This is a genomic window from Weissella fangxianensis (genome assembly GCF_024718545.1).
Lineage (GTDB): Bacteria > Bacillota > Bacilli > Lactobacillales > Lactobacillaceae > Weissella > Weissella fangxianensis.
Genome location: NZ_JAMXDB010000012.1, coordinates 27,966 through 47,218, shown reverse-complemented (window position 1 = coordinate 47,218; position 19,253 = coordinate 27,966). Strand labels below are relative to the sequence as shown.

Here is a 19,253-nt window from a genome sequence, read left to right as displayed (position 1 = left end):
TATATCTATTACTACAATAATAAACGGATTAAAACAAAACTGGCCGGAAAAACTCCGGTTCAATACCGAAATCTTTCCGACCAGCTAGTTGCTTAAACTTCTCTCCAATTTTTGGGGTTCAGTTCATTCCTTCTTTTTTTTAGATAGACATTCACGTGGTGAACAGTGACATTAAGTAAGGTGCTCTTATGCTAGATTTACAGGGCAGAAGAAAATCTGTCTCAAATATTGACTTCAATCTATTAAGCTTTTGACAGAATATGAAGGCGATTTCAAATACGAATTCGTTAAAAAAACCGGTATGAAACTTGAATTCAAAGTAACCCCTGATAACGATTTGGATGCCGCTGCTAAATTTGCCAAGAACTTAATTAAAGGTGAAACTTGGGGTACCGTACTTTTCTTTCAAGCAATTGCTGAGTAATGTTCATATAAATAAAGACCGGGGAGTGCAATAATCCCGGTCTTTTTGTTTACTTAATTTTCGAGGATCACCTTATTTTTCTACAAACAAACTTCTGAAAAATTCTCCCCGTTGCTGATTAGCTTTAGCTGCCACGGCATCACGTTGATTCAATTGAAAAACGTGTTCGCGCGGATCACTTTCCGTACCGAAACTGGCAAATCGATGTGCTAGGTGATGGTCCAATAGAAATTGATCAAAGCGCACGCCCTCATCATGTAAAAAGTCATGATTGGCGGTCAGTACAAAAACTGGTGGAAAATCAGGCGTCACATAGTTTTCTGTATGCAGTTCCTGATCATATTTCTGCATCATTTCTGGTGTAAAATAGGTGCTCATCAAACTTTCCGGTGTTATGGCACCAGGACGTTTTACAAAATAAAAGCCACTATTCAGTGCTCCACCTCGGACAACAAGTTGCCCACTAGAGACTAATCCCAGCGCCTTACGATATTTAGGATTCGCATATGCTGTCAAATACTGATAGGCGAGCGTGCCACCCGCACTATCGCCAATGATGAAAACATTATTTGTATCTAAATGATAGTCTTGCCCGTGATCAGCAACCCATTTTGCGACGAGTGCCGTATCTTTCAGTGCGCCTGGAAAAATGGATTGAGGTGCCAGCCGATAATTGAAATTAACAACGCCAAATCCATGTCTCGCCCAACCAAGGCAGTAATGCTGATAAAGCTCTTTGGACCCGTATACGTTCCCCCCACCATGAATATCGATAATGGTAGGCACACTTTGTGTCACATCTTTAGGTGTATAAACATCTAACAAATTTTCTTCACCAGCTGGACCATAACTGATGTTGTCATATCGTTTGACATCCGGAAACTCCGTTGGTAGTCCTGCATCTCATTTCTCATCTGAAGCGCGCCACTGATCTGTTGTGCGTTTAATATCGTCTAGTACTGCTTGTGTCACTTTCATTATGAATTTCCCCTTTACGTTCAAAATTGAAACTCATGGGCCTAATTAAGGTGTCAATCGTCTCTGGTTGTGTCATACACCTTTAATATAAGCCTTACCACAGAAATATCAAATCTTATTAAAACAGACACATAATTCACTCTTTCGAATGATTCATGTGCCTGAATTATTTTATTTATACCCAATCGCAATCGTATCTCAAATGTTGCCTAAGTAACTGAATAAAAATAGTCCAATTTATTGACTTCTGAGCAGTTTAAACCGCCGACAAATTAGCACTTTATTGCACAATTAAGGGACTTTTACCCAAAAACGATTGCAAACTGTAAATTTATTAGTTATAATTACTTTGTGAAATTAGTAACAATTGTTTTCAAAACTTCCGAAAGAAGGTATTTATATAATGGCTGAACGTAGTTATGACTTTCTGATGCCCAGCGTCAATTTCTTTGGCCCTGGTGTCATTAGTAAGATTGGTGATCGAGCAAAGATGTTAGGGATGAAAAAGCCCGTTATCGTCACGGATAAGTTCCTTGAAGGTTTAAAGGACGGCGCCGTGGAACAGACTTTGGATTCTTTAAAGGCTGCTGGTGTGGACTACATTGTTTATAACAACGTTGAACCCAACCCTAAGATTCGTAGCATCAAAGAAGTTAAGAAACTTTACGAAGAATCCGGTGCGGACTCCATCATCACTGTTGGTGGGGGTTCTGCTCACGATACTGGTAAAGGTGCCGGCATTATTTTAACTAATGGCGACGACATTACCAAGTTGGCTGGGATTGAAACACTCGACAAGGCTTTGCCACCATTAATCGCCGTTAACACGACGGCCGGTACTGGTTCTGAATTAACCCGTCACGCGGTTATCACGAATGAAGAAACCCACTTGAAGTTCGTGGTTGTTTCATGGCGGAACATTCCGTTGGTTTCATTCAACGACCCAACTCTGATGCTCGATGTGCCTAAGGGCTTAACCGCAGCTACTGGGATGGATGCCTTCGTTCAAGCCGTTGAACCTTACGTTTCCGTTGACCACAACCCTATCACCGACTCACAATGTGTGGAAGCTATCAAGTTGATTGAAACTTCCCTTCGTGAAGCCGTTGCTAACGGCCACAACTTGGACGCTCGGACTAAGATGGTCGAAGCTGAAATGTTAGCCGGGATGGCCTTCAACAACGCCAACTTGGGTTACGTTCATGCCATGGCTCACCAACTCGGTGGTCAATACGACGCACCTCATGGTGTTTGCTGTGCCTTACTTCTACCTTACGTTGAAGAATATAACATCATTGCTTGCCCAGATCGTTTCGCCCAATTGGCTGAAATCATGGGTGAAAACACTGAAGGCCTATCAACGCGGGATGCTGCCGAATTAGCCATCAAGGCCATGAAGCAATTATCCGAAGACGTTGGTATTCCTCACTCAATCAAAGAAATTGGTGCTAAGCCAGAAGACTTTGAATTGATGGCTGAAAATGCCTTGAAGGATGGGAACGCTTTCTCTAACCCTCGTAAGGGGACAAAGGAAGATATCATCAAGATTTTCCAAGCTGCCTACGACGCTGAATAATTTAACGTAATATGATGAAAAGCCGCCGAATTTCGACGGCTTTTTTAGTGTTTGTGCGTATACTTAAAGATAGTCAGAGAGGAGTCTCATCATGTAAATTACTATCATTACGGCGCACAATAGGAAAATAACATTAAGTATAGTATCTGCGATGCCTAATATTTTCTTTTCAAGTAATATGTCTTTATAGTTTTTATCTTCCCTAATCAGTTCATCCAATGAAATACTGTATAAATCTGAAATCATAATAATATTAGAGATATCGGAATAACTTTTCCCACGTTCCCAATTAGATACCGCTTGATATGATACGTGTAAACTTTTAGCCATGTTTTCTTGTGACATCTTTTTGTTTTCACGAATAATTTTTATTTTTTCACCTATTTGCATATGCTAAATTCCCACCATTTATAGTTTTTAATACAGAGCATAGTAAAGTTCAGGTTGATAAGTCACTAAAGTATTGCTTGAGTCTAATGATCTATGCTTTTTAGCTATAAAACCTTAGCTATAACTACAACTATAACTGTAGTTATAGCTAATGAGTTTAACCAAAATCAATTTGATTCAACATAGTCTCACGGCTGGCTTGATCTAAACCAAGGTAAGCCAGTGTCATGGCTTCGCTTGAGTAATTCAATAAGTGCATGACTAAACCAATATTGTAATTTGACTGTGTATAGACACGGTAAGCGCCTGTTTTACGCATGGCGTGCGTGCCTAAATAGTTGATACCTAGTAGATCACCAACACGCGCCATCACTTTATAAAACTGTTTCTCGGTGATATGGCGATCATGATGGGCTATCGAGGGGAATAACCACTCAGAATTGATATTTTCTTGGACCAGCCAATCATGATATTGCAACAAGTCTTGCTGAACAGGCTTTAAATATAACGTGTTTGCTTTACCGGTCTTTTTATCATGAATAAAGGCTGTATTTTTGACAGAGCCGTCTGGATTATAGACATCTGATTTTTTCAATGTCATGACATCACTCACACGTAGTAGCGTGGCCTTACCAACTTGAAAAACGGTGTAATTTCGGCGACCAGCACGGAAACTATCGAGAAGTGTATCTTGTACCATCTTTAAGACGTTGGAGTCTTTGATGGGTAGGACAATTTGTTGCACCATGATTCATATATACCTTTCTGAAATTAAATAATTAATTAAATAAATAATTAATTAAATTGTTTATTTATTGATGACCAGGGCCGTATTTCTAAACTTCTATTATGGTTTATTATATCACTTAACAAAAAAACAGCCCCCATTATCTAGTCACTAGATAATGAGGGTTATTTTAATAGTCTTTTCGAGGGGCGATTATGTAATTATAGACCCTGAGTTAAGGAATGTACTGATGTTTTCTAGTATAGTCCCTAGTTTGATAATATTTATTGTATTTTTCTGTATTTAGTTATTCGATGATATCGAGGCTAATATGTCAGTCTTCCAAGCAGCCATTGGTTGGTATATCAATTTTTATAATCGCAATCGTATCTCAAATGTTGCCTAAGTAACTGAATAAAAATAGTCCAATTTATTGACTTCTGAGCAAAAAGGAAGAGATGATTTTTTAAATTATTTCATCTCTTCCTTTCCTGTGAAACTATTGTATTTTTACACGATAAGGTTATTCAATTATTTCATGTGCCAAATAACTGTTTATTTTGGCTCTAATTTCAATGTCACAGCATTGATGGCAACAATTACAGTCGAAAGTGACATCAAGACGGCACCGACTGCTGGACTTAATGTTATGCCAATTGGTGCTAGTATTCCTGCAGCTATTGGGATCGCGATAAAGTTATACCCTGCTCCCCAAACAAGATTTTCTTTCATCTTACGTGTGGTCTTCTGAGCCAATTCGATAAAGGATTCAATGTCGCCAGGGTCTGACTGTGTCAAGATGACATCGGCTGAATCCAATGCTACTTGAGTTCCGGCACCAACAGCTATACCAACGTCTGCTAATGCAAGAGAAGGTGCATCGTTGACCCCGTCACCGACCATGATAACTTTCTTTTCTTCTGCTTTAAGTTTTTCAACTAATTCATATTTGTCTTGAGGAGATTGATTAGCTAGATAATCAATACCTAAAATTTCTGCAGTCCCTTGAGCCGCTTTTTCATTGTCACCCGTTGCCATAATCGGCTGAATCTTGTTCTTTTTAAGGGCTTGTATTAAGGCTTTACTTGTCGGTTTTAATTCGTCCCCTAAAGCTACAGCACCGATTGCTTCGTCGTTTTCTACTAAGACACTGAGGGTTGCTCCTTTTGGAATATCCATATCCAGATTACGTTCATATGCTTTTTGACTGATTAATTGATAACGATGTCCGTTAGCTTGACCTTCTACACCAGCGCCAGAAATAACATCAATCGAATCAAAACTTACTGGACGTATCTCTTGCTGTTCTGCGTAACTAATAATTGACTGAGCGATAGGGTGACTAGATCCACCTTCGATACCTGACAATAAGGCAACGATTTCATCTTTCGTATATTTATCATTAAGGAGTTCAACATCTAATACTTTAAACTCACCAGTTGTTAAAGTTCCAGTTTTATCTAAAACCATAACATCTGCGTTTGTAGTCAACTCCAAAGCGTACCGGTCCTTCACTAATAATCCCCGACTGGCCCCTAAGCTGGTACTACGAGCAGTCACCAATGGAATAGCCAGACCCAGGGCATGCGGACAAGCAATAACTAATGTGGTGACTGTAAAAATAACTGCCGTTGGTACATCAGCTATAACCATCCATATGACAAAGGTAATAAGAGCTACAATAACCGCAATATAAAAGAGCCATCCTGCAACTTTTTGTGCAAGATTTTCTGTTCGAGAAGGTTGGCTTTGAGCTTGACTGATTAATGTCTGAACCTGAGAAATGAAGGACTTATCGCCCGTCTGCTTTATTTCCACATAGAGGACTCCGCCACCATTGGTTGATCCACCGATGACCTCATCTCCAGGATTTTTTTCAATTGGTTTCGATTCCCCAGTCACAAGCGCTTCGTTTACACGTGATTCGCCACGCTGGATCGTTCCATCTGCTGGAACATTTTCTCCGGCTTGAACACGAATCAAATCACCTACTTGCAAGTCAGCAACTGGACGAATCTCAATCGAATCGTCTTCTAAAACAACATGAGCATCTTTCGGCACCAACTCAGCCAATGATTTTTGCGCGTCCCCTGCTTCACCCAATGCCTTCATTTCAATCCAGTGTCCTAATAACATGATTAAAATTAACGTTGTAAACTCAAAGAAGAAGTCCATGACATGTTCTCCGGTCACATATCGAGCGGCCACTGCGTAAACACTATAGGCATAAGAAACCGTTATTCCCAAAGTAATCAAGGACATCATGCCTGGAGCTTTTGAATTAAACTCATCTTTCGCACCCATTAAGAATGGTTTTCCGCCAAAAATGTATAGAATTGTTGCCAATACAGCTGCTACAACGTCTGCATAAGGAAAGATAATTTGGAAAGGCAACTGAATCTCCATCAAAGGAGTAATGAGTAAGATTGCAATTCCTAATGGGAGTGACTTCAAGAAAATCTCCTTAAAGCTACCGTGATGGTGGTGGGCATGCCCTCCCATTGCGCCATGATCCATCGCACTATGATCCATTTCACTGTGATCCATCACACTATGATTCATCTTACCGTGATCCATCTGACTATGTTCCATTTCATTATGGTCGTGTTTTGAGTGATCCATGTCGCCGTGATTATGATGACTATGTGACGAATGTTGTTTGTTATTCCTCATTTTTAATTCCTCCTTATTATATTAGAGACTGATTTTAAAGTCTTAGAACTTTCTCATCTAACACTGCGTATAATTCTCATGAAAAGGGTTCTATACTTTATCTCTATCTACTATCTATAAGTAAATGGTGTTCGTACTTTATGCACTTAATACTGAATAGTTAGTTTCTGCTAAAGCAGCATTGAGCGTTTCGGTATCATTCTCTGTTTGACTTTCAAGTACTGCTTTTTTAGTCGCTAAATCAACCTCTACAGATTCAACCCCTTCAATTGCAAAGGTTTGCGTCTTTCCCTCTTGGGCAATCAGTTCATACCCTGAATTATCCACCGCTTTTTGTAGATTTTCTACCGAAAAAGTTGGTTCATTGTATTCTATACTCAACTTTTCTGTTGCTAGGTTCACGGAAGCCTGTGTGACCCCACGTACTTTTTTTGCCGCTTTTTCTACTGTCTGCGCACAAGACGCACAGGTCATACCTTCTATGGCAAACGATTTATTCTCCAATTTTTCGCTCCTTATCCTCCATGATGATGTAAATGGCATTCGCATTGCCCTTCTGTACACTGACAATCCACTTCTTCTACTGCGAAAGCTTTTTTCATCTCTAATATTTCTTCTAGTCGCTGGATATCATCGAAGCTTAAGACATGATCTTCAATGATACTCCCTACTACATTCCCGACATTCTTTCGACAAATACGGTTGAAAATATCGTCTGTATAATTTCCTACGGCTTCTTTCTCTTCAATATTGGTAGTATAAATAAATTTTCTACCTTCTTGCTCTGTATTTAGTACGCCTTTTTCAACCAGTCGACCTAAGAGCGTTTTGATAGTGGCTGGTTTCCAGTCCATTTTTTCTTTCAATATGGAGATGATTTCTTTACTAGTCACTCGACCATTCGCCCAGACTACACGCATAACTTCCCATTCAGCATCTGTGATATGAGGGTTAACTACTATTGTACTCATTCTCTTTCCCTCCTTATTGTCTACATGCGTAAACGTAAATGTTTGAGATAATTATACTATTGTAAACCATTCTTGTAAAGTCTTTTTTAAATAAATGTAACCAGCTATTATTGCCTTTGTTTTCCTATCTTTACCCAATACTAATTATAAGGTTACCATTGATTTACTTCTTAAATTGATTGAATGTTTATTCTTCTCCGTTTTCTTCTATATCTTCAATTAATTGTTCCATCTCAGCAATTTCTTCTTGGGCTTGGATAATTTCTTCGCTTAATTACTGCACCCGTGAATCTATGAGATTGGCATTTTCACTCGTCATAATAGCTGTAGAATGGTGTGGAATCATAGCTCTCATCCAAGCAGTATCATCTACGCCAACTTGGTTTTGAATAAGCCCAAACGATCCCAGCACGAGTAAGACTGAAAGCCCCATTATAACGGCGTTTAATTTTTTATTATCATACATTTTCCACATAAAACCCATCATAATAATAGCCATGACTGCGCCCATCAAAATAGCCATATAAACACGGGTTTGACTCAAGTAAATGTGCGCAAATTCATTGACATTCACAAACATTAGAAAGTACATAATGACTGTTAAAGTTAAAATCATGAGGGCAAATTTTAGGTATTTTAATGTACCACTAGTAATTATTGAGCTAATTCTTCTTCAACAAACCATTTATGATTGCGAACAACTGCTCCGCCATCTGTTGGCTGGTAATCCACCATATAAACATTCGTAGTTACAGCGTCATCAATTATTGCAGTTGCTCCTTCCATACCTTCCATATGGTTGGCTTCTAATGTCACTTCTTCTCCAGGTTCAAATGCGCCTTTGGTTGACTCAGAAATTTCTTCGTGGATAACCCAGCGATGATTTTCCTCTCGTTCTCCACCATTGGTTGGATTGAAAGAAACTTCATAAGCCGTCGTAGCAAATACGCCAGAAACAGTTGCTTCGGCACCTTCCATTCCAGGCATATGACCGTGCTTAAGAATAACAGATTCTCCTACTTCGTACATCGGATTTTCAGCTCCTTCCAAGCCTTCTGTAATTTCTCCCGACTCATCATGCTTCATATCTCCCATATTATCCATATCTCTTGTTTTTTTGGACTCGCTAATTATCTGGTTCTCATAGCTATCTTCTAATGATGGTTGATTTTCAAGTGTGTAGTTAGCAAATATTAAATCAGCGTTTTTAATATTAAATGCTTCAGTTAAATCGTCTACTGAAAAATTAGTACTTTGAGAAATCGCCCAGAGAGTATCTCCCCCAACCACTTCGTAATTTTGAAGTTCTTCTAATGTATCGTATTGGGAAACATCTGCTTGTACTTCTTCTACTGTACGTGCTCTCCAAAATTGGCTTGAGTCTTGTTCTTCTTCCCCTAATTCTTCTTCTGTTAGCCATTTATGATTTTCAACAGTATCGTCTGTTTCTGTATCCGTGTACGTGACCATATAAACAGTGGTGTCCTCTGCCGAATCAATGGTTGCGGTCGCCCCTTGCATACCGGGCATATGGTTAGCTTCTAGAACGACTTTGTCACCTACTTGGTAAGGCTCGTCTTGGGCATTTTCAACTTCCTCGTGTACAACCCATTTGTGATTGGCGATTTCCTCTCCTGTTTTGGTATCGTTATAGGTGATTTCATAGGTAATTGAATCAAAGGCACCTACAACCTCACCTGTAGCTCACATCATTCCTGGCATGTGATCGGTTTGAATCGTTACTTCGCTTCCTTCTGGATAAGTTGGATTTTCTGCCTCTACCAATCCTTCTGGAATTTTCCCAGATTCATCATGTTTCATACCTTCGTGGCCTGTTTGAGATTTATCCGTTGCTTCGCTAGCCACCGTTTTCGAGCCAGCTTGAGCAGCATTATCTGCATCATCAAGTGTATTCGCGCCTACCTATTCACTAGTGGATAAGAACTTAATAATGCTACAGATAAAAGACTACTTATAATTGTTTTTTTCATACGATTTGTCTCCTTTTGGTAATACAACCTTCGTCTACAAATGTAGTTTAATGAACTTACATGTAGTTTATAATTACCCCTTATCATTGTCAAGCACTTTGATTTTTATCAATTACAAATGAAGACTAATGATCATGGATTAATAAACATTACCTAATCACTTTTTGCCATATTCATTTCTTATAACTATAGGTTGCAACATAAATCTTAACGAAAGATATGGGCTTGACTGAATGCTCAGAAGTCAATAAATTGGACTATTTTTGTTCAGTTAATTAGGCGACATTTGAGATACGATTGGGATTATAAAAATTGATATACCAACCAATGGCTGCTTGGACTTCTGAGCAACCCAGACTGATGTCGACTATTTAGTGAAACCAAAACAATTTTAATCCAAATAACATAGTATTAGTATTTTCAGAAATAGCTTTTGAATCAAAGCCCTTTCAATCCCTTTAAAAGCCGCTTTAAGACATAATAACTTTGCATAGTCTATTGATACACAAAATCTTAAAAAGCGTCAAATGAGAGCGTAAAATATCTTGTGTAAATGCATAAAAGATTTTTGAATTGTATAGAAATAGGGAATGCCTTCCCTTATGATATTTAGTAATCACAGAAAACATCACAGGAGGCATTCCCCATGAATGAACTTACCACAGAAATTATCGCTGCACTAGCCCAAAAGCAAGATTTGGACGAAGTTTTTCGTCACCACCTAGAAATTGCGATTAACCAGCTGCTTCAAACCGAACTGGCAGAGTTTTTAGGTTACGAACGCTACTCATACGCTGGGATTAACACTGGTAATAACCGCAACGGCAGTTATGAGCGCTCGTTTGATACGAAGTACGGCCAACTTAACTTAACCATTCCTCGATATCGCAATGGCCGGTTTGAAAATCATACCTTGCCAGCCTACGGTCGGCACAGTGATAATTTAGAAACAACGGTCATTCAGTTGTATACCAAGGGAATTACCACTGCTGAAATTGCCGAACTCATTGAGAAAATGTACGGTGCTCACTACTCCAAAGCCACGGTTTCCAACATGACTAAAGCCGTCAATGAACAGGTTCAAGCTTTCCAGCAACGTCGACTGGCTTCACAATATGCGGCCATCTTCTTAGATGCCACTTACTTGCCGTTAAAGCGGGATACCGTTCAAAAAGAAGCCGTTCATATTGCGATTGGCATTCGTCCAGATGGTACGAAAGAAGTGCTGAACTACCAAGTGGCGCCAACGGAATCGACTGGAATCTGGACTGAACTGCTGGGAACCTTGATCAAGCAGGGCGTTAAAGATGTGCTGTTGTTTGTGGCCGATGGGTTAGTTGGTTTGGATGAAGGCTTGAATCGGCATTTCCCTAAAGCCAAACGACAACGTTGCCTGGTTCATGTTGGGCGGAATCTGGTGAACAAAGTTCGCGTAAAAGACCGCAAGGCCGTGATCAGTGACTTTAAACAAGTTCATCGGGCCGCCAACCGTGAAGCAGCCGAACTGAAACTGAATGAGTTCGCCAACAACTGGCATCAGACCTATCCCAAATTAATCAAAGATCTGCTTAAAATGCCGAATTTACTCACTTTCAAGGACTTTCCACCAGCTATCCGGCAATCACTATACTCCACTAACCTGATTGAGAACTTTAATAAGCATCTCAAGCGCACCACCCACCACAAAGAACAATTTCCAACGGAAGATTCCCTGGATTGCTTCCTGGTTTCTCAGTTTAATGTTTATAACGAGAAGTCTCTGAAGCGGATCCACCGAGGGTTCAAAGGACTCCAGGACACCTTGGAAGCATCATTTATTTAAGTTAGAGGGCATTTCATTTACACAAGATTCTTGACGCTACCAGAAAATATTGTAAGTGCTAAATAAATATACTACTCATTAAATAACATTCTCATAAAACTTTTTTTACTATTGAATCAATTTGTGACTATATTTTTGTTTTGAAAATTAACAATTGGCACGTTATTCAACAAACCATACTGACTATATCTCTGTGCATGTATAATCTCTCATAATTTTGTTGTTTTCATGACTCAGAACCTTTGGTGTAACATACATGCCACTGTATGCACACATCGCATCGATACTGAGGTTTTTTCTAACGGAGTAACAAAATTACTTAGATTTTAGTAACTGTCCTAGACTGTTCTCTCTACACTCTTTTAGAGGCTCCGAGTTAGCTAATTAACAGCTAACCATGATTGCTATAATTCACAAAATACTTTACAATTATCATATTGAAGATTAGTTAAGTAAATTTGATTTTTGAATAAGGTTGTCGAGACATTATTTTATAGTAATCAATTTTTATATCTAGTTTTCAAAGTACATAATCGACTAGCCACTGGTTGGTCTTTTTTTTCGTGCTTATTTTCATTTTTTAGGTTTTCTTAATAAATTAAGCCTTTTTGACAAAAATATAAGCACAAGGTATGTTACAGAAGTATTTCAACTTCCATATCAAACCTTATGCTTATTATTCTACAGACTCCGGACACCTTAAAATTTGGGGATTTTTCATAGCTATGGTATAATTTATTTGTAAACAAAAAGCCCCGTGCTACCAACACGAGGCCCAGGTTACTTTAATGGTGACTGATTTTAAAATAATTAAAACCGCCTAACTCGTCAAAGTATGGGGCGGTTTTTTAGTTTGTCTTACTTCTTGTTGTGGTTGTCGATATACGTCAACAACGCCAACAAGAAAGTCGCGAACAATATCACTAAGGACATTGCATCGTGAACAGACATTTCTGGCTGATCCTCCTTTCGTTAGATTCTGGTGTCCATGAATTGCATTCATAGGCATCACCTTCTTCCTAATAGAAAGTCAGCCACCGCCTTTAACCTGTACAACTATTATAACATAAAAGAATGCCACAAGCACTAATATATCAGTGTTTGTGGCACTTTTTGTATTGATTAATAATTTATTTTAGTAAGAACTCATAGATGCCGTGAAAGTGATTCATCACTGACATCCTGACTTTGCTCTGCCATTGTCTCTTGCAACATCCTCTGTACTTGTTGCATTTCTTGCCGACTTTGTTTCGTCATCCGTTTGGCAATCTTATTTAATTTACCTAAGGGGGCCGCTTTATGGTGCTTAGGTTGTGGCGTTTCTGCTGGTTGTTGTTTTTGTTTCGCTTTTTCAAAATTACCATTAGCTTGCTTATGGAACTGATCATCATTTTGATGACTGCCTAGTTTAAACTGTTCGTTAAACTGCCGATAAATACCATTCGCTAATTCTTTACGTAATCGTTGGTCTTACATCTCTGACCATTTCGCTTGGCCTTGATGTTGTTGCCCGTGTGTTTCAGTCATCATGGCATCCATCTTTTGGGCCGTCGTCTTAAATGCTTGGTAGTCGTCTTTTAATTCATATGTCAATAATTTATCAATTAACGTGTTCATTCGACGATTAGCTGGTGCCATTCGGCTTTTGTCATTCGTCACTAACGTATCAGTGTTACCGACTTTCCAACGTCCTCGTAAATCTTGCGGTAAAATGTCATAAATTTTCTGCAGGTCCGGCGTATATTTATGAGCTTGATCCAGTTTGGTGAGTGAATCTTGCTTAATTTGACCTCGGTAATTACCGACGGCTTCATACACATTTGCCCGTTGCATTTTGGTCGCTTCCGACTCTAGTTCATAACGGAATTTACTTTCAGCTTGATGTTTCGCTTTGAAATCAATGACCCCCTTAGGTTCACCATTTTTGTGCAACATACTAGGGCGGGTTTCAGGTGAAACCTTGGCATACCAAATGTGCATATTTAAGTGATCAGTGTCTTGATGTACTGCGCCAAACCAAACCACATCATCGGGTCCTTCGCCTAAGGGTTGTGGGCCACCTTTTTCGAACAAATCTTTCACGATATGTTGTTCAGCACGTTTCAATTTATCTTGATCTAACTGTTTCGTTTCAGGGTCATACAAGCCATTTTCAACTAACCAATCACCCCGCATCGAGAATGCCATCTCATGTAAAATATTGCCATTTGCCTGTGCTAAATTTAGTGTATCTTCTAGTTTGTCCATTTGCTCATCGGTTATATTTAACGTATCACTATCAAACAACGGGTGTTCATCACCGGTAGCGGAAAAACGGGAACTGTAACCAAAACTATCACTAGCGCTTTGTGCTTGTTCAGCATCGGTCACATCCATTAAAACTTGGTTATTTTCATCCATTACTTTTGAACTTTTAGCAGCATAAGTGCGTACTAGATTACCAAATTGTTTACCTGCTTTCGTTGCTTGTGCTGCTGTCGTAAAGTGGGTTGGTAATAGTACAGCACCTGTTTTCTTTTCCCCCGTTGCAAAATTCGCAAAGCCCCCTGTTTTAACCATCTGTTTTCACCCCTTGTTGTTGTGCATAAGCTGCTAAACTTTCCTGAACATCAGTTAAAGTGGCAAAATCTGATTCCGGGTAACGGACAACAGCTCGCGTAATACTTTTATGACTTGTTTGATGCAAAATTCTGGCACACGTGTGACTACTTTGTTGATACTGGTTCATTAATAAATGAGAAAATTGCGCAAGCCAATAATTTTTTTGCCGATACTTCTTCTCCGTTTCAACTTCTTGAACCATCATCTTATCTTGAAAGGCAGCTTGACCCGGGTGCAACCAATCTTCTTCATGTAATTTTTCTAAGGCTGCTTGTAAATCAAAATTTTGATTAGTCATGTTTAAACTCCATTCCTTCACCGCGACGGCGCTGACGTTTGTTTGCGAGATCATTTTTACGACGCTTCTGGTAGGCATCATAGTCTTTGGCATACTGACTACTCTCATCAATTTCTGAACGAATATCCGTTTGAATTATTTCATCAATTTGTCGCGTTGGACCAAAGACTTGCATATTTTCTAAGTAATCCATGGCTGCAATAAATGAGGTCATTTCTTTTAAATCGTTCATCTGTAAATTGATTTGATTTAACATTGGATCTGGGTCATTGATTTCATCCATGCCTTTTAATAAATCAGCATATGACAGACTATTGTTTTTGGGATTTAAAACCACTTGATTAACGAAAAAAGTTAAGGCAAAGCGATACATCCCACCATTATTATCGCCACTAACCCCGACTTCAGGATGCTGACCTAACCAATCTTTTAATGCATCACGGTACCAGGCTTCTTGTTGACTAGTTTTAACAGCGACTTGTCGACGACGGCTATTTTCTTCGGTTGGTTCATGATTCAAAATTTCGGTGACGTTGATCAACCCTCTTAGTTCATCGGAAACTTTTTCATCCAAATCCTCATCGGCATAATTTTTAAATTTTGCTCGTAAATACTTGATACGATTCTGATTTTCCCGCTGCAATTTTTGACGAAATTCACTTAATGTTTGCATGATTATTTCTCCTTACTTTGTTGTAAAGCTGTGCCTGTATAATAATTAATTTGCCAACCTGGTTGACTGTTAAAAATATAAACATGGAACTTAATCACATCATCACCAATTGATTGGCCAGCCAGTTCAATACCCCGTGGTACGCGTTCGACGTTTCGATATAATGGCGTCACTTGATAACGAACATAATGCTTTGATGATTGCCTTAAATAAGTTGCAATTTGATTCTCATAAGTTTCCATCGAAACTTGATTATCTTGTTCATGGATGGCATTCATGGCACGCGTACCTGTTACTAAATTGCGTGCATCATTATTCAAGCCAGTCAGCTGATACCCAATTAAATGTGCCCGATTGTATAAATAAACTTGTTGATTATTTTGCTTAAATTGATAGACATGATACCCCGGTGTTATCACCGTTAATGCTTTGTGTTCTATGGTTGGCATTTGCTTTTTGTTCAACAAAGCATTGGCTTGTCTAGGTCGTCCTAACCAATCACGATGAGATAATTTTTGCCAGGATCCTGCAGTCGTTTTTAAATCATTTGTTGTAAAGTTAGGTTGATTATCATTAACTGCAATCACTTGTTGATTTGTAAAATCTTGTGCGGCTAATTTTTTCTGTGGGTCCTCTTTTTGTGGTGTCTTAGGTGCAGCTGTTGACTGACTAAATTGATTAAAAAGATGATCTAAAATAGCATCTCGTTTAACAAAAATTAAGACTGCTATCACTGTCATTACTATCACCATTAATCGACGCAACCATCGTCGTTGGTAACCATACATTTTGTTTCTCCTTTTATTCAAATGTATCGTCGTACATGTACTTAATGAGTTGTCGAATGCTGTTGGTTAGTGCGGTTAAATCATGGGAAATAGCTGCTTGTGATTCGGTTGTTGCATGCGTTAATGTATTCAATTGTTTAGTAACATCTTGCAAAGGTTCCAACAAAATTTCATTTGCATTGGCTTGTTCTAAATTATTCGCAAAGTTCTCAATCACAATTTGTAATAAAGCATTTCGTGAGATATTATTTCGTGCAGCTTCTGCATCAATAATCTTTAAAGTATGGTCAGATAAGTTGCGCATTATAAATTGATTTGCCATTAAATTAAACCTCCATCGTTAAGTCAAAATTCAAATTCTTTATTGCACCCAAATTAAAGTTCAAATACATCAATAATAAATAACAGGTTAAGGGGGAATGATACCACGCTGTGATATAACCCCGCTGTGCGGGCATTCTTGGTGATACTACCATTTTTCTAAAGACAGCCCTTGGACAGCCCACTGGACAGCCCTTGGACATACCACCAGACACCCCTTGGACAGCCCACGTATTTGGTTAAAAATATTGCGCAATTACTGTTTTTTTGCAGCAATTCCGCAAAAATTATTGCGCTAATTTAGGGACATTTAGTCGCCCATTTTGTTGCTTGGTTTTTTGTTTTTCTAAGTGTTTAATTTTGTCTTTTTCACTCTGAATATCAGTCTTGGCATCACTAATATTTTTCTTGAGATCGGTCATTTTTGATTCATAAGACTCAATTGTTTCGTTAGCTTGTGACCGTTCTTTATCAGTCATATCTTGCATTTGTTGACGCGTTGCCCGCACGTTTTCCGTTTGTTCTTTAATGGCCGCTTGCCACTCTTTAATCGCAGCACGATTCTCTTTAATATTGTGTTCATGTTCTTGAATATTTGTTCTTGTTTGGGCCACAACTAACTGCTTTTTGCTTAATACTTTACGCTGTTGATTAGTGGGCAATTTATCATCATTGTTTATGATAATTGTCGCTAATTGATCGCTTGTTTTGGCTTGTTTATTGGTGGTACTTTTGTCATCATTAGCGGCCGTTTTGACACTTTCTGTATCAATTGTTTTGTCTGCAAAACTAACACGTACGTCTTGAAAATTAGTCTTTAATTTCTCAAATTGGACGACCATCGTATTAGGTGAAGTTGCTACAATATGATACTCGGATTGCCCGTTTTGAATATACCGATCACCAGCAAATGACAACTTAAACCGTTTCATATTAATGCCTGTGGTAATCGAATCATCAACGTTTCCGGTGAACTTAAAATGTAATTCTAATAGTCTCGTTTCATCATTAAAAATTTTCTTCGTTAAGGCAACATTAGTGCCTTGATTACCAAACGCCATCTCTTGATTTAATTTGGTTGAAACGGTACCTGACGGCCGTGGCATTACCATAGAATAAATCAAAATAGCCGCAGCTATTCCGAGTAAACTTAGGAAACGTAACGTGACGGTTCTGCGTTGCTGATCGTAGTGATTATATTGCCGATTATCATGCTTAATACGTTTGCGATACCACAAACGACTGAACCAACCAGCACCTTCTTTTAGATGCGGTTTTTCACTATATTTAACTTTGACATGCTGCATGAAAGCCTCCTATCTTATTTCTAAATCATCTGCAACTAGGCCGGCTAATCCTTGTAAAATATCTGCCTCTGTTTCATCATTTGCAGCTGCTAGTTCATCATCCGTTACACCAGATTTGTTTTGATTATTAGTTGACCAAGGCATGAATGATGTGATCACATTAGTGGTTTGATACTTACGCTGACCATCGGTCGTTTCATAGTGATTACTTTGAATATTAAAGTGAACTTCGAGTGGTAGCCCTTGCTTATTGGCATACTGATATAACATATCCGCCGTCTTACCAAACGCCACATAATAAATGAAATCAGTTTGGGATTTCTGGCTCAAATACCGTTTGACTGCCAAACCTAAACGCACCATTTTAATGTCTTTTTGCTCACCTACCATTTGCATATCAAATGTTTTTAACAGAAGTCCCACATGAATATTTGTTTGCATAATTCTTTCCTCCTCTTAATCCCTTATTCATCAAATAATATCCGAATAATTGGGTAACTAGCTTGTAACTTATCACTTAAAAACTGTTCTAGATTTTGCTGCGTTTTAATAACTTGAATGATGTCTTTTTCTGGAATCACTTGCGTACTAGCAACGGGTTTTTCAATCGCAAATAGTTGCTTATCTATTGTAGTCACTATCTGCCCATTTAGTATCTCACTTTCATTAACTGCGCTGACAAATTGTCCCACACTACTCAAACCAGTACCGGTTAATGGTCTGGCGAAATAGATTGTTTTTTGTTCTGCAACACCTAACTGCTGGTCAAATAAATCCAATTGCTCCCACATAACCTACCTCCCACAATTACCTAATGATCAGGTCGTACTAATTGACTAAAAGCGACCCCAGTTCGATCAATTTCTTGTACTACTTTGCCAAATACTTCTGCCTCAATCCGGTATATCCAAACAGCTTGTTGGTGAATTAATGCTTGCCCTTTTTCAGATAAGATTAGCCGATTCAAACTGGCCATTGACTCGGCACTTAATAAGATATGACGTCGTTGCCAATCTACTGCAATGTACTGGTAATTCATTTCATTCACCTCCACCCACGCACTGTTTCTAACACAATACAATCCTGCAATCTAACCCCCTTTTGCCAATGCTGCATCACATCATCCCAGGCTGCTTTAGACAATCGTCCTAACCAAAAAATCTCTGCCTTTTGTGCTTGCATTGCCAAGACTTGCTTATGTAAATCGGCTTGCTTATTGGCATAAGCTCTAATAGTTGAAAAGGTCTTATCGAAAGCAACATACACATACGCCGTTGGTTGATGCTCCATGCGTTCAATCGTTTTTAATTTATCAATTTCTAACATATTCTTTCTCCGTTCTGTCCGACTTGCTGGACAACAAAACGACATACTTCATGTAGTTAATCATTAATTAGACTGATGCTTAACAACTCATCAACAACGCGTAGCGTTAGTTAGGAGAGTTCGCCCTTGAGCGAGCTATTCCAACAAAACACTAACTGCGATCAGAGTGATCAAAATCACTGTTTTGTCGTCCAATTACAAGAATTGGCACACGTTTAAAGCCAGCACTGCCCAGCTACCATCACAACATCATTTCGAGTTATACGGTCGAATTATGAACTAAGCACCATGAAGTCATTGTGATTGCCGTGTGACGCCATTTTCAGTACGTCCACCCTGACCTTTTGACGCGTTTGTCTGGTTGTCACCACCAGTGGCTATCAATTA

22 protein-coding genes and 4 pseudogenes are annotated in these 19,253 nt (G+C 38.8%); 4 read left to right on the top strand and 22 right to left on the bottom strand.

Annotated features, from left to right (window positions below; genetic code table 11):
- Positions 1-3 precede the first annotated feature (3 nt).
- On the top strand, positions 4-96 hold the full coding sequence (locus NGR58_RS05170) for an IS3 family transposase (protein ID WP_407077141.1): 93 nt from the start codon (positions 4-6) through the stop codon (positions 94-96).
- Positions 97-301: 205 nt separating this feature from the next.
- Positions 302-424, top strand: a complete 123-nt coding sequence (locus NGR58_RS05165; RefSeq protein ID WP_258088552.1) for a hypothetical protein — start codon at positions 302-304, stop codon at positions 422-424.
- A gap of 72 nt (positions 425-496) precedes the next feature.
- Here the strand turns inward: NGR58_RS05165 and NGR58_RS05160 are convergent, their stop codons facing one another.
- Positions 497-1,249: an alpha/beta hydrolase gene (locus tag NGR58_RS05160; protein ID WP_258088551.1), complete on the bottom strand. Its 753-nt coding sequence runs from the start codon at positions 1,247-1,249 to the stop codon at positions 497-499.
- Between the two features lie 556 nt (positions 1,250-1,805).
- Here NGR58_RS05160 and NGR58_RS05155 point away from each other — a divergent pair.
- Complete coding sequence (locus NGR58_RS05155; RefSeq protein WP_150280105.1) at positions 1,806-2,978, top strand: iron-containing alcohol dehydrogenase; 1,173 nt, start codon at positions 1,806-1,808, stop codon at positions 2,976-2,978.
- A 63-nt stretch (positions 2,979-3,041) separates the two neighbouring features.
- On the opposite strand, the gene NGR58_RS05150 is transcribed toward NGR58_RS05155, so the two are convergent.
- From NGR58_RS05150 to NGR58_RS05110, 10 genes and pseudogenes are all read right to left on the bottom strand, one after another.
- The gene (locus tag NGR58_RS05150) at positions 3,042-3,368 is read right to left on the bottom strand and encodes a helix-turn-helix domain-containing protein (RefSeq protein WP_258088550.1); all 327 of its coding nucleotides are present in this window, start codon (positions 3,366-3,368) and stop codon (positions 3,042-3,044) included.
- A gap of 157 nt (positions 3,369-3,525) precedes the next feature.
- Complete coding sequence (locus tag NGR58_RS05145; protein ID WP_258088549.1) at positions 3,526-4,116, bottom strand: site-specific integrase; 591 nt, start codon at positions 4,114-4,116, stop codon at positions 3,526-3,528.
- Between the two features lie 534 nt (positions 4,117-4,650).
- On the bottom strand, positions 4,651-6,768 hold the full coding sequence (gene tcrB / locus NGR58_RS05140; protein ID WP_258088548.1) for a copper-translocating P-type ATPase TcrB: 2,118 nt from the start codon (positions 6,766-6,768) through the stop codon (positions 4,651-4,653).
- 138 nt (positions 6,769-6,906) lie between these two features.
- Positions 6,907-7,041: pseudogene (gene tcrZ, locus NGR58_RS05135) on the bottom strand (copper chaperone TcrZ); the annotation flags it as partial.
- 90 nt (positions 7,042-7,131) lie between these two features.
- Positions 7,132-7,242: pseudogene (locus tag NGR58_RS05130) on the bottom strand (cation transporter); the annotation flags it as partial.
- 41 nt (positions 7,243-7,283) lie between these two features.
- Positions 7,284-7,739, bottom strand: coding sequence for a CopY/TcrY family copper transport repressor (locus NGR58_RS05125; RefSeq protein ID WP_115470854.1), 456 nt, complete (start codon positions 7,737-7,739; stop codon positions 7,284-7,286).
- A gap of 187 nt (positions 7,740-7,926) precedes the next feature.
- Positions 7,927-8,355, bottom strand: a pseudogene (locus NGR58_RS05120) (DUF305 domain-containing protein).
- A gap of 38 nt (positions 8,356-8,393) precedes the next feature.
- Positions 8,394-9,365, bottom strand: a complete 972-nt coding sequence (locus tag NGR58_RS05115) for a DUF1541 domain-containing protein (protein ID WP_407077145.1) — start codon at positions 9,363-9,365, stop codon at positions 8,394-8,396.
- Positions 9,351-9,431 (bottom strand): annotated as a pseudogene (locus NGR58_RS10280) (DUF1541 domain-containing protein); the annotation flags it as partial. The gene NGR58_RS05115 and the pseudogene NGR58_RS10280, both read right to left, overlap by 15 nt.
- Positions 9,432-9,443: 12 nt before the next feature.
- Positions 9,444-9,605, bottom strand: a complete 162-nt coding sequence (locus NGR58_RS05110; protein ID WP_258088546.1) for a hypothetical protein — start codon at positions 9,603-9,605, stop codon at positions 9,444-9,446.
- A gap of 771 nt (positions 9,606-10,376) precedes the next feature.
- On the opposite strand from NGR58_RS05110, the gene NGR58_RS05105 reads away from it, so the two are divergent.
- Positions 10,377-11,552 carry an IS256 family transposase gene (locus NGR58_RS05105; protein WP_258088545.1) on the top strand — a complete coding sequence of 392 codons (1,176 nt, stop codon included), beginning with the start codon at positions 10,377-10,379 and terminating at the stop codon, positions 11,550-11,552.
- A gap of 858 nt (positions 11,553-12,410) precedes the next feature.
- On the opposite strand, the gene NGR58_RS05100 is transcribed toward NGR58_RS05105, so the two are convergent.
- The 11 genes from NGR58_RS05100 to NGR58_RS05050 form a co-directional block, all read right to left on the bottom strand.
- Entirely contained in the window at positions 12,411-12,503 is a 93-nt protein-coding gene (locus tag NGR58_RS05100; RefSeq protein WP_219843355.1) for a putative holin-like toxin, read from the bottom strand.
- 519 nt (positions 12,504-13,022) lie between these two features.
- The gene (gene mobP2, locus NGR58_RS05095; protein ID WP_258088544.1) at positions 13,023-14,111 is read right to left on the bottom strand and encodes a MobP2 family relaxase; all 1,089 of its coding nucleotides are present in this window, start codon (positions 14,109-14,111) and stop codon (positions 13,023-13,025) included.
- Positions 14,104-14,451 carry a hypothetical protein gene (locus NGR58_RS05090; protein ID WP_115470850.1) on the bottom strand — a complete coding sequence of 116 codons (348 nt, stop codon included), beginning with the start codon at positions 14,449-14,451 and terminating at the stop codon, positions 14,104-14,106. Before NGR58_RS05090 ends, mobP2 begins: the two co-directional genes overlap by 8 nt.
- Positions 14,444-15,124: a hypothetical protein gene (locus NGR58_RS05085; protein WP_258088543.1), complete on the bottom strand. Its 681-nt coding sequence runs from the start codon at positions 15,122-15,124 to the stop codon at positions 14,444-14,446. Before NGR58_RS05085 ends, NGR58_RS05090 begins: the two co-directional genes overlap by 8 nt.
- Positions 15,125-15,126: 2 nt before the next feature.
- Positions 15,127-15,864: a DNA/RNA non-specific endonuclease gene (locus NGR58_RS05080; protein ID WP_258088542.1), complete on the bottom strand. Its 738-nt coding sequence runs from the start codon at positions 15,862-15,864 to the stop codon at positions 15,127-15,129.
- A gap of 61 nt (positions 15,865-15,925) precedes the next feature.
- Positions 15,926-16,234, bottom strand: coding sequence for a hypothetical protein (locus NGR58_RS05075; protein WP_131473524.1), 309 nt, complete (start codon positions 16,232-16,234; stop codon positions 15,926-15,928).
- Positions 16,235-16,520: 286 nt separating this feature from the next.
- Entirely contained in the window at positions 16,521-17,540 is a 1,020-nt protein-coding gene (locus NGR58_RS05070) for a hypothetical protein (protein WP_258088541.1), read from the bottom strand.
- Between the two features lie 9 nt (positions 17,541-17,549).
- Positions 17,550-17,981, bottom strand: coding sequence for a single-stranded DNA-binding protein (locus tag NGR58_RS05065; protein ID WP_258088540.1), 432 nt, complete (start codon positions 17,979-17,981; stop codon positions 17,550-17,552).
- A gap of 23 nt (positions 17,982-18,004) precedes the next feature.
- Positions 18,005-18,331, bottom strand: a complete 327-nt coding sequence (locus NGR58_RS05060; RefSeq protein WP_216814487.1) for a hypothetical protein — start codon at positions 18,329-18,331, stop codon at positions 18,005-18,007.
- Positions 18,332-18,351: 20 nt separating this feature from the next.
- Positions 18,352-18,579 carry a hypothetical protein gene (locus NGR58_RS05055; RefSeq protein ID WP_216814488.1) on the bottom strand — a complete coding sequence of 76 codons (228 nt, stop codon included), beginning with the start codon at positions 18,577-18,579 and terminating at the stop codon, positions 18,352-18,354.
- Between the two features lie 5 nt (positions 18,580-18,584).
- A complete protein-coding gene (locus tag NGR58_RS05050; protein ID WP_216811198.1) occupies positions 18,585-18,866 on the bottom strand; it encodes a hypothetical protein in 282 nt (93 codons plus the stop codon).
- Between the last annotated feature and the right edge of the window lie 387 nt (positions 18,867-19,253).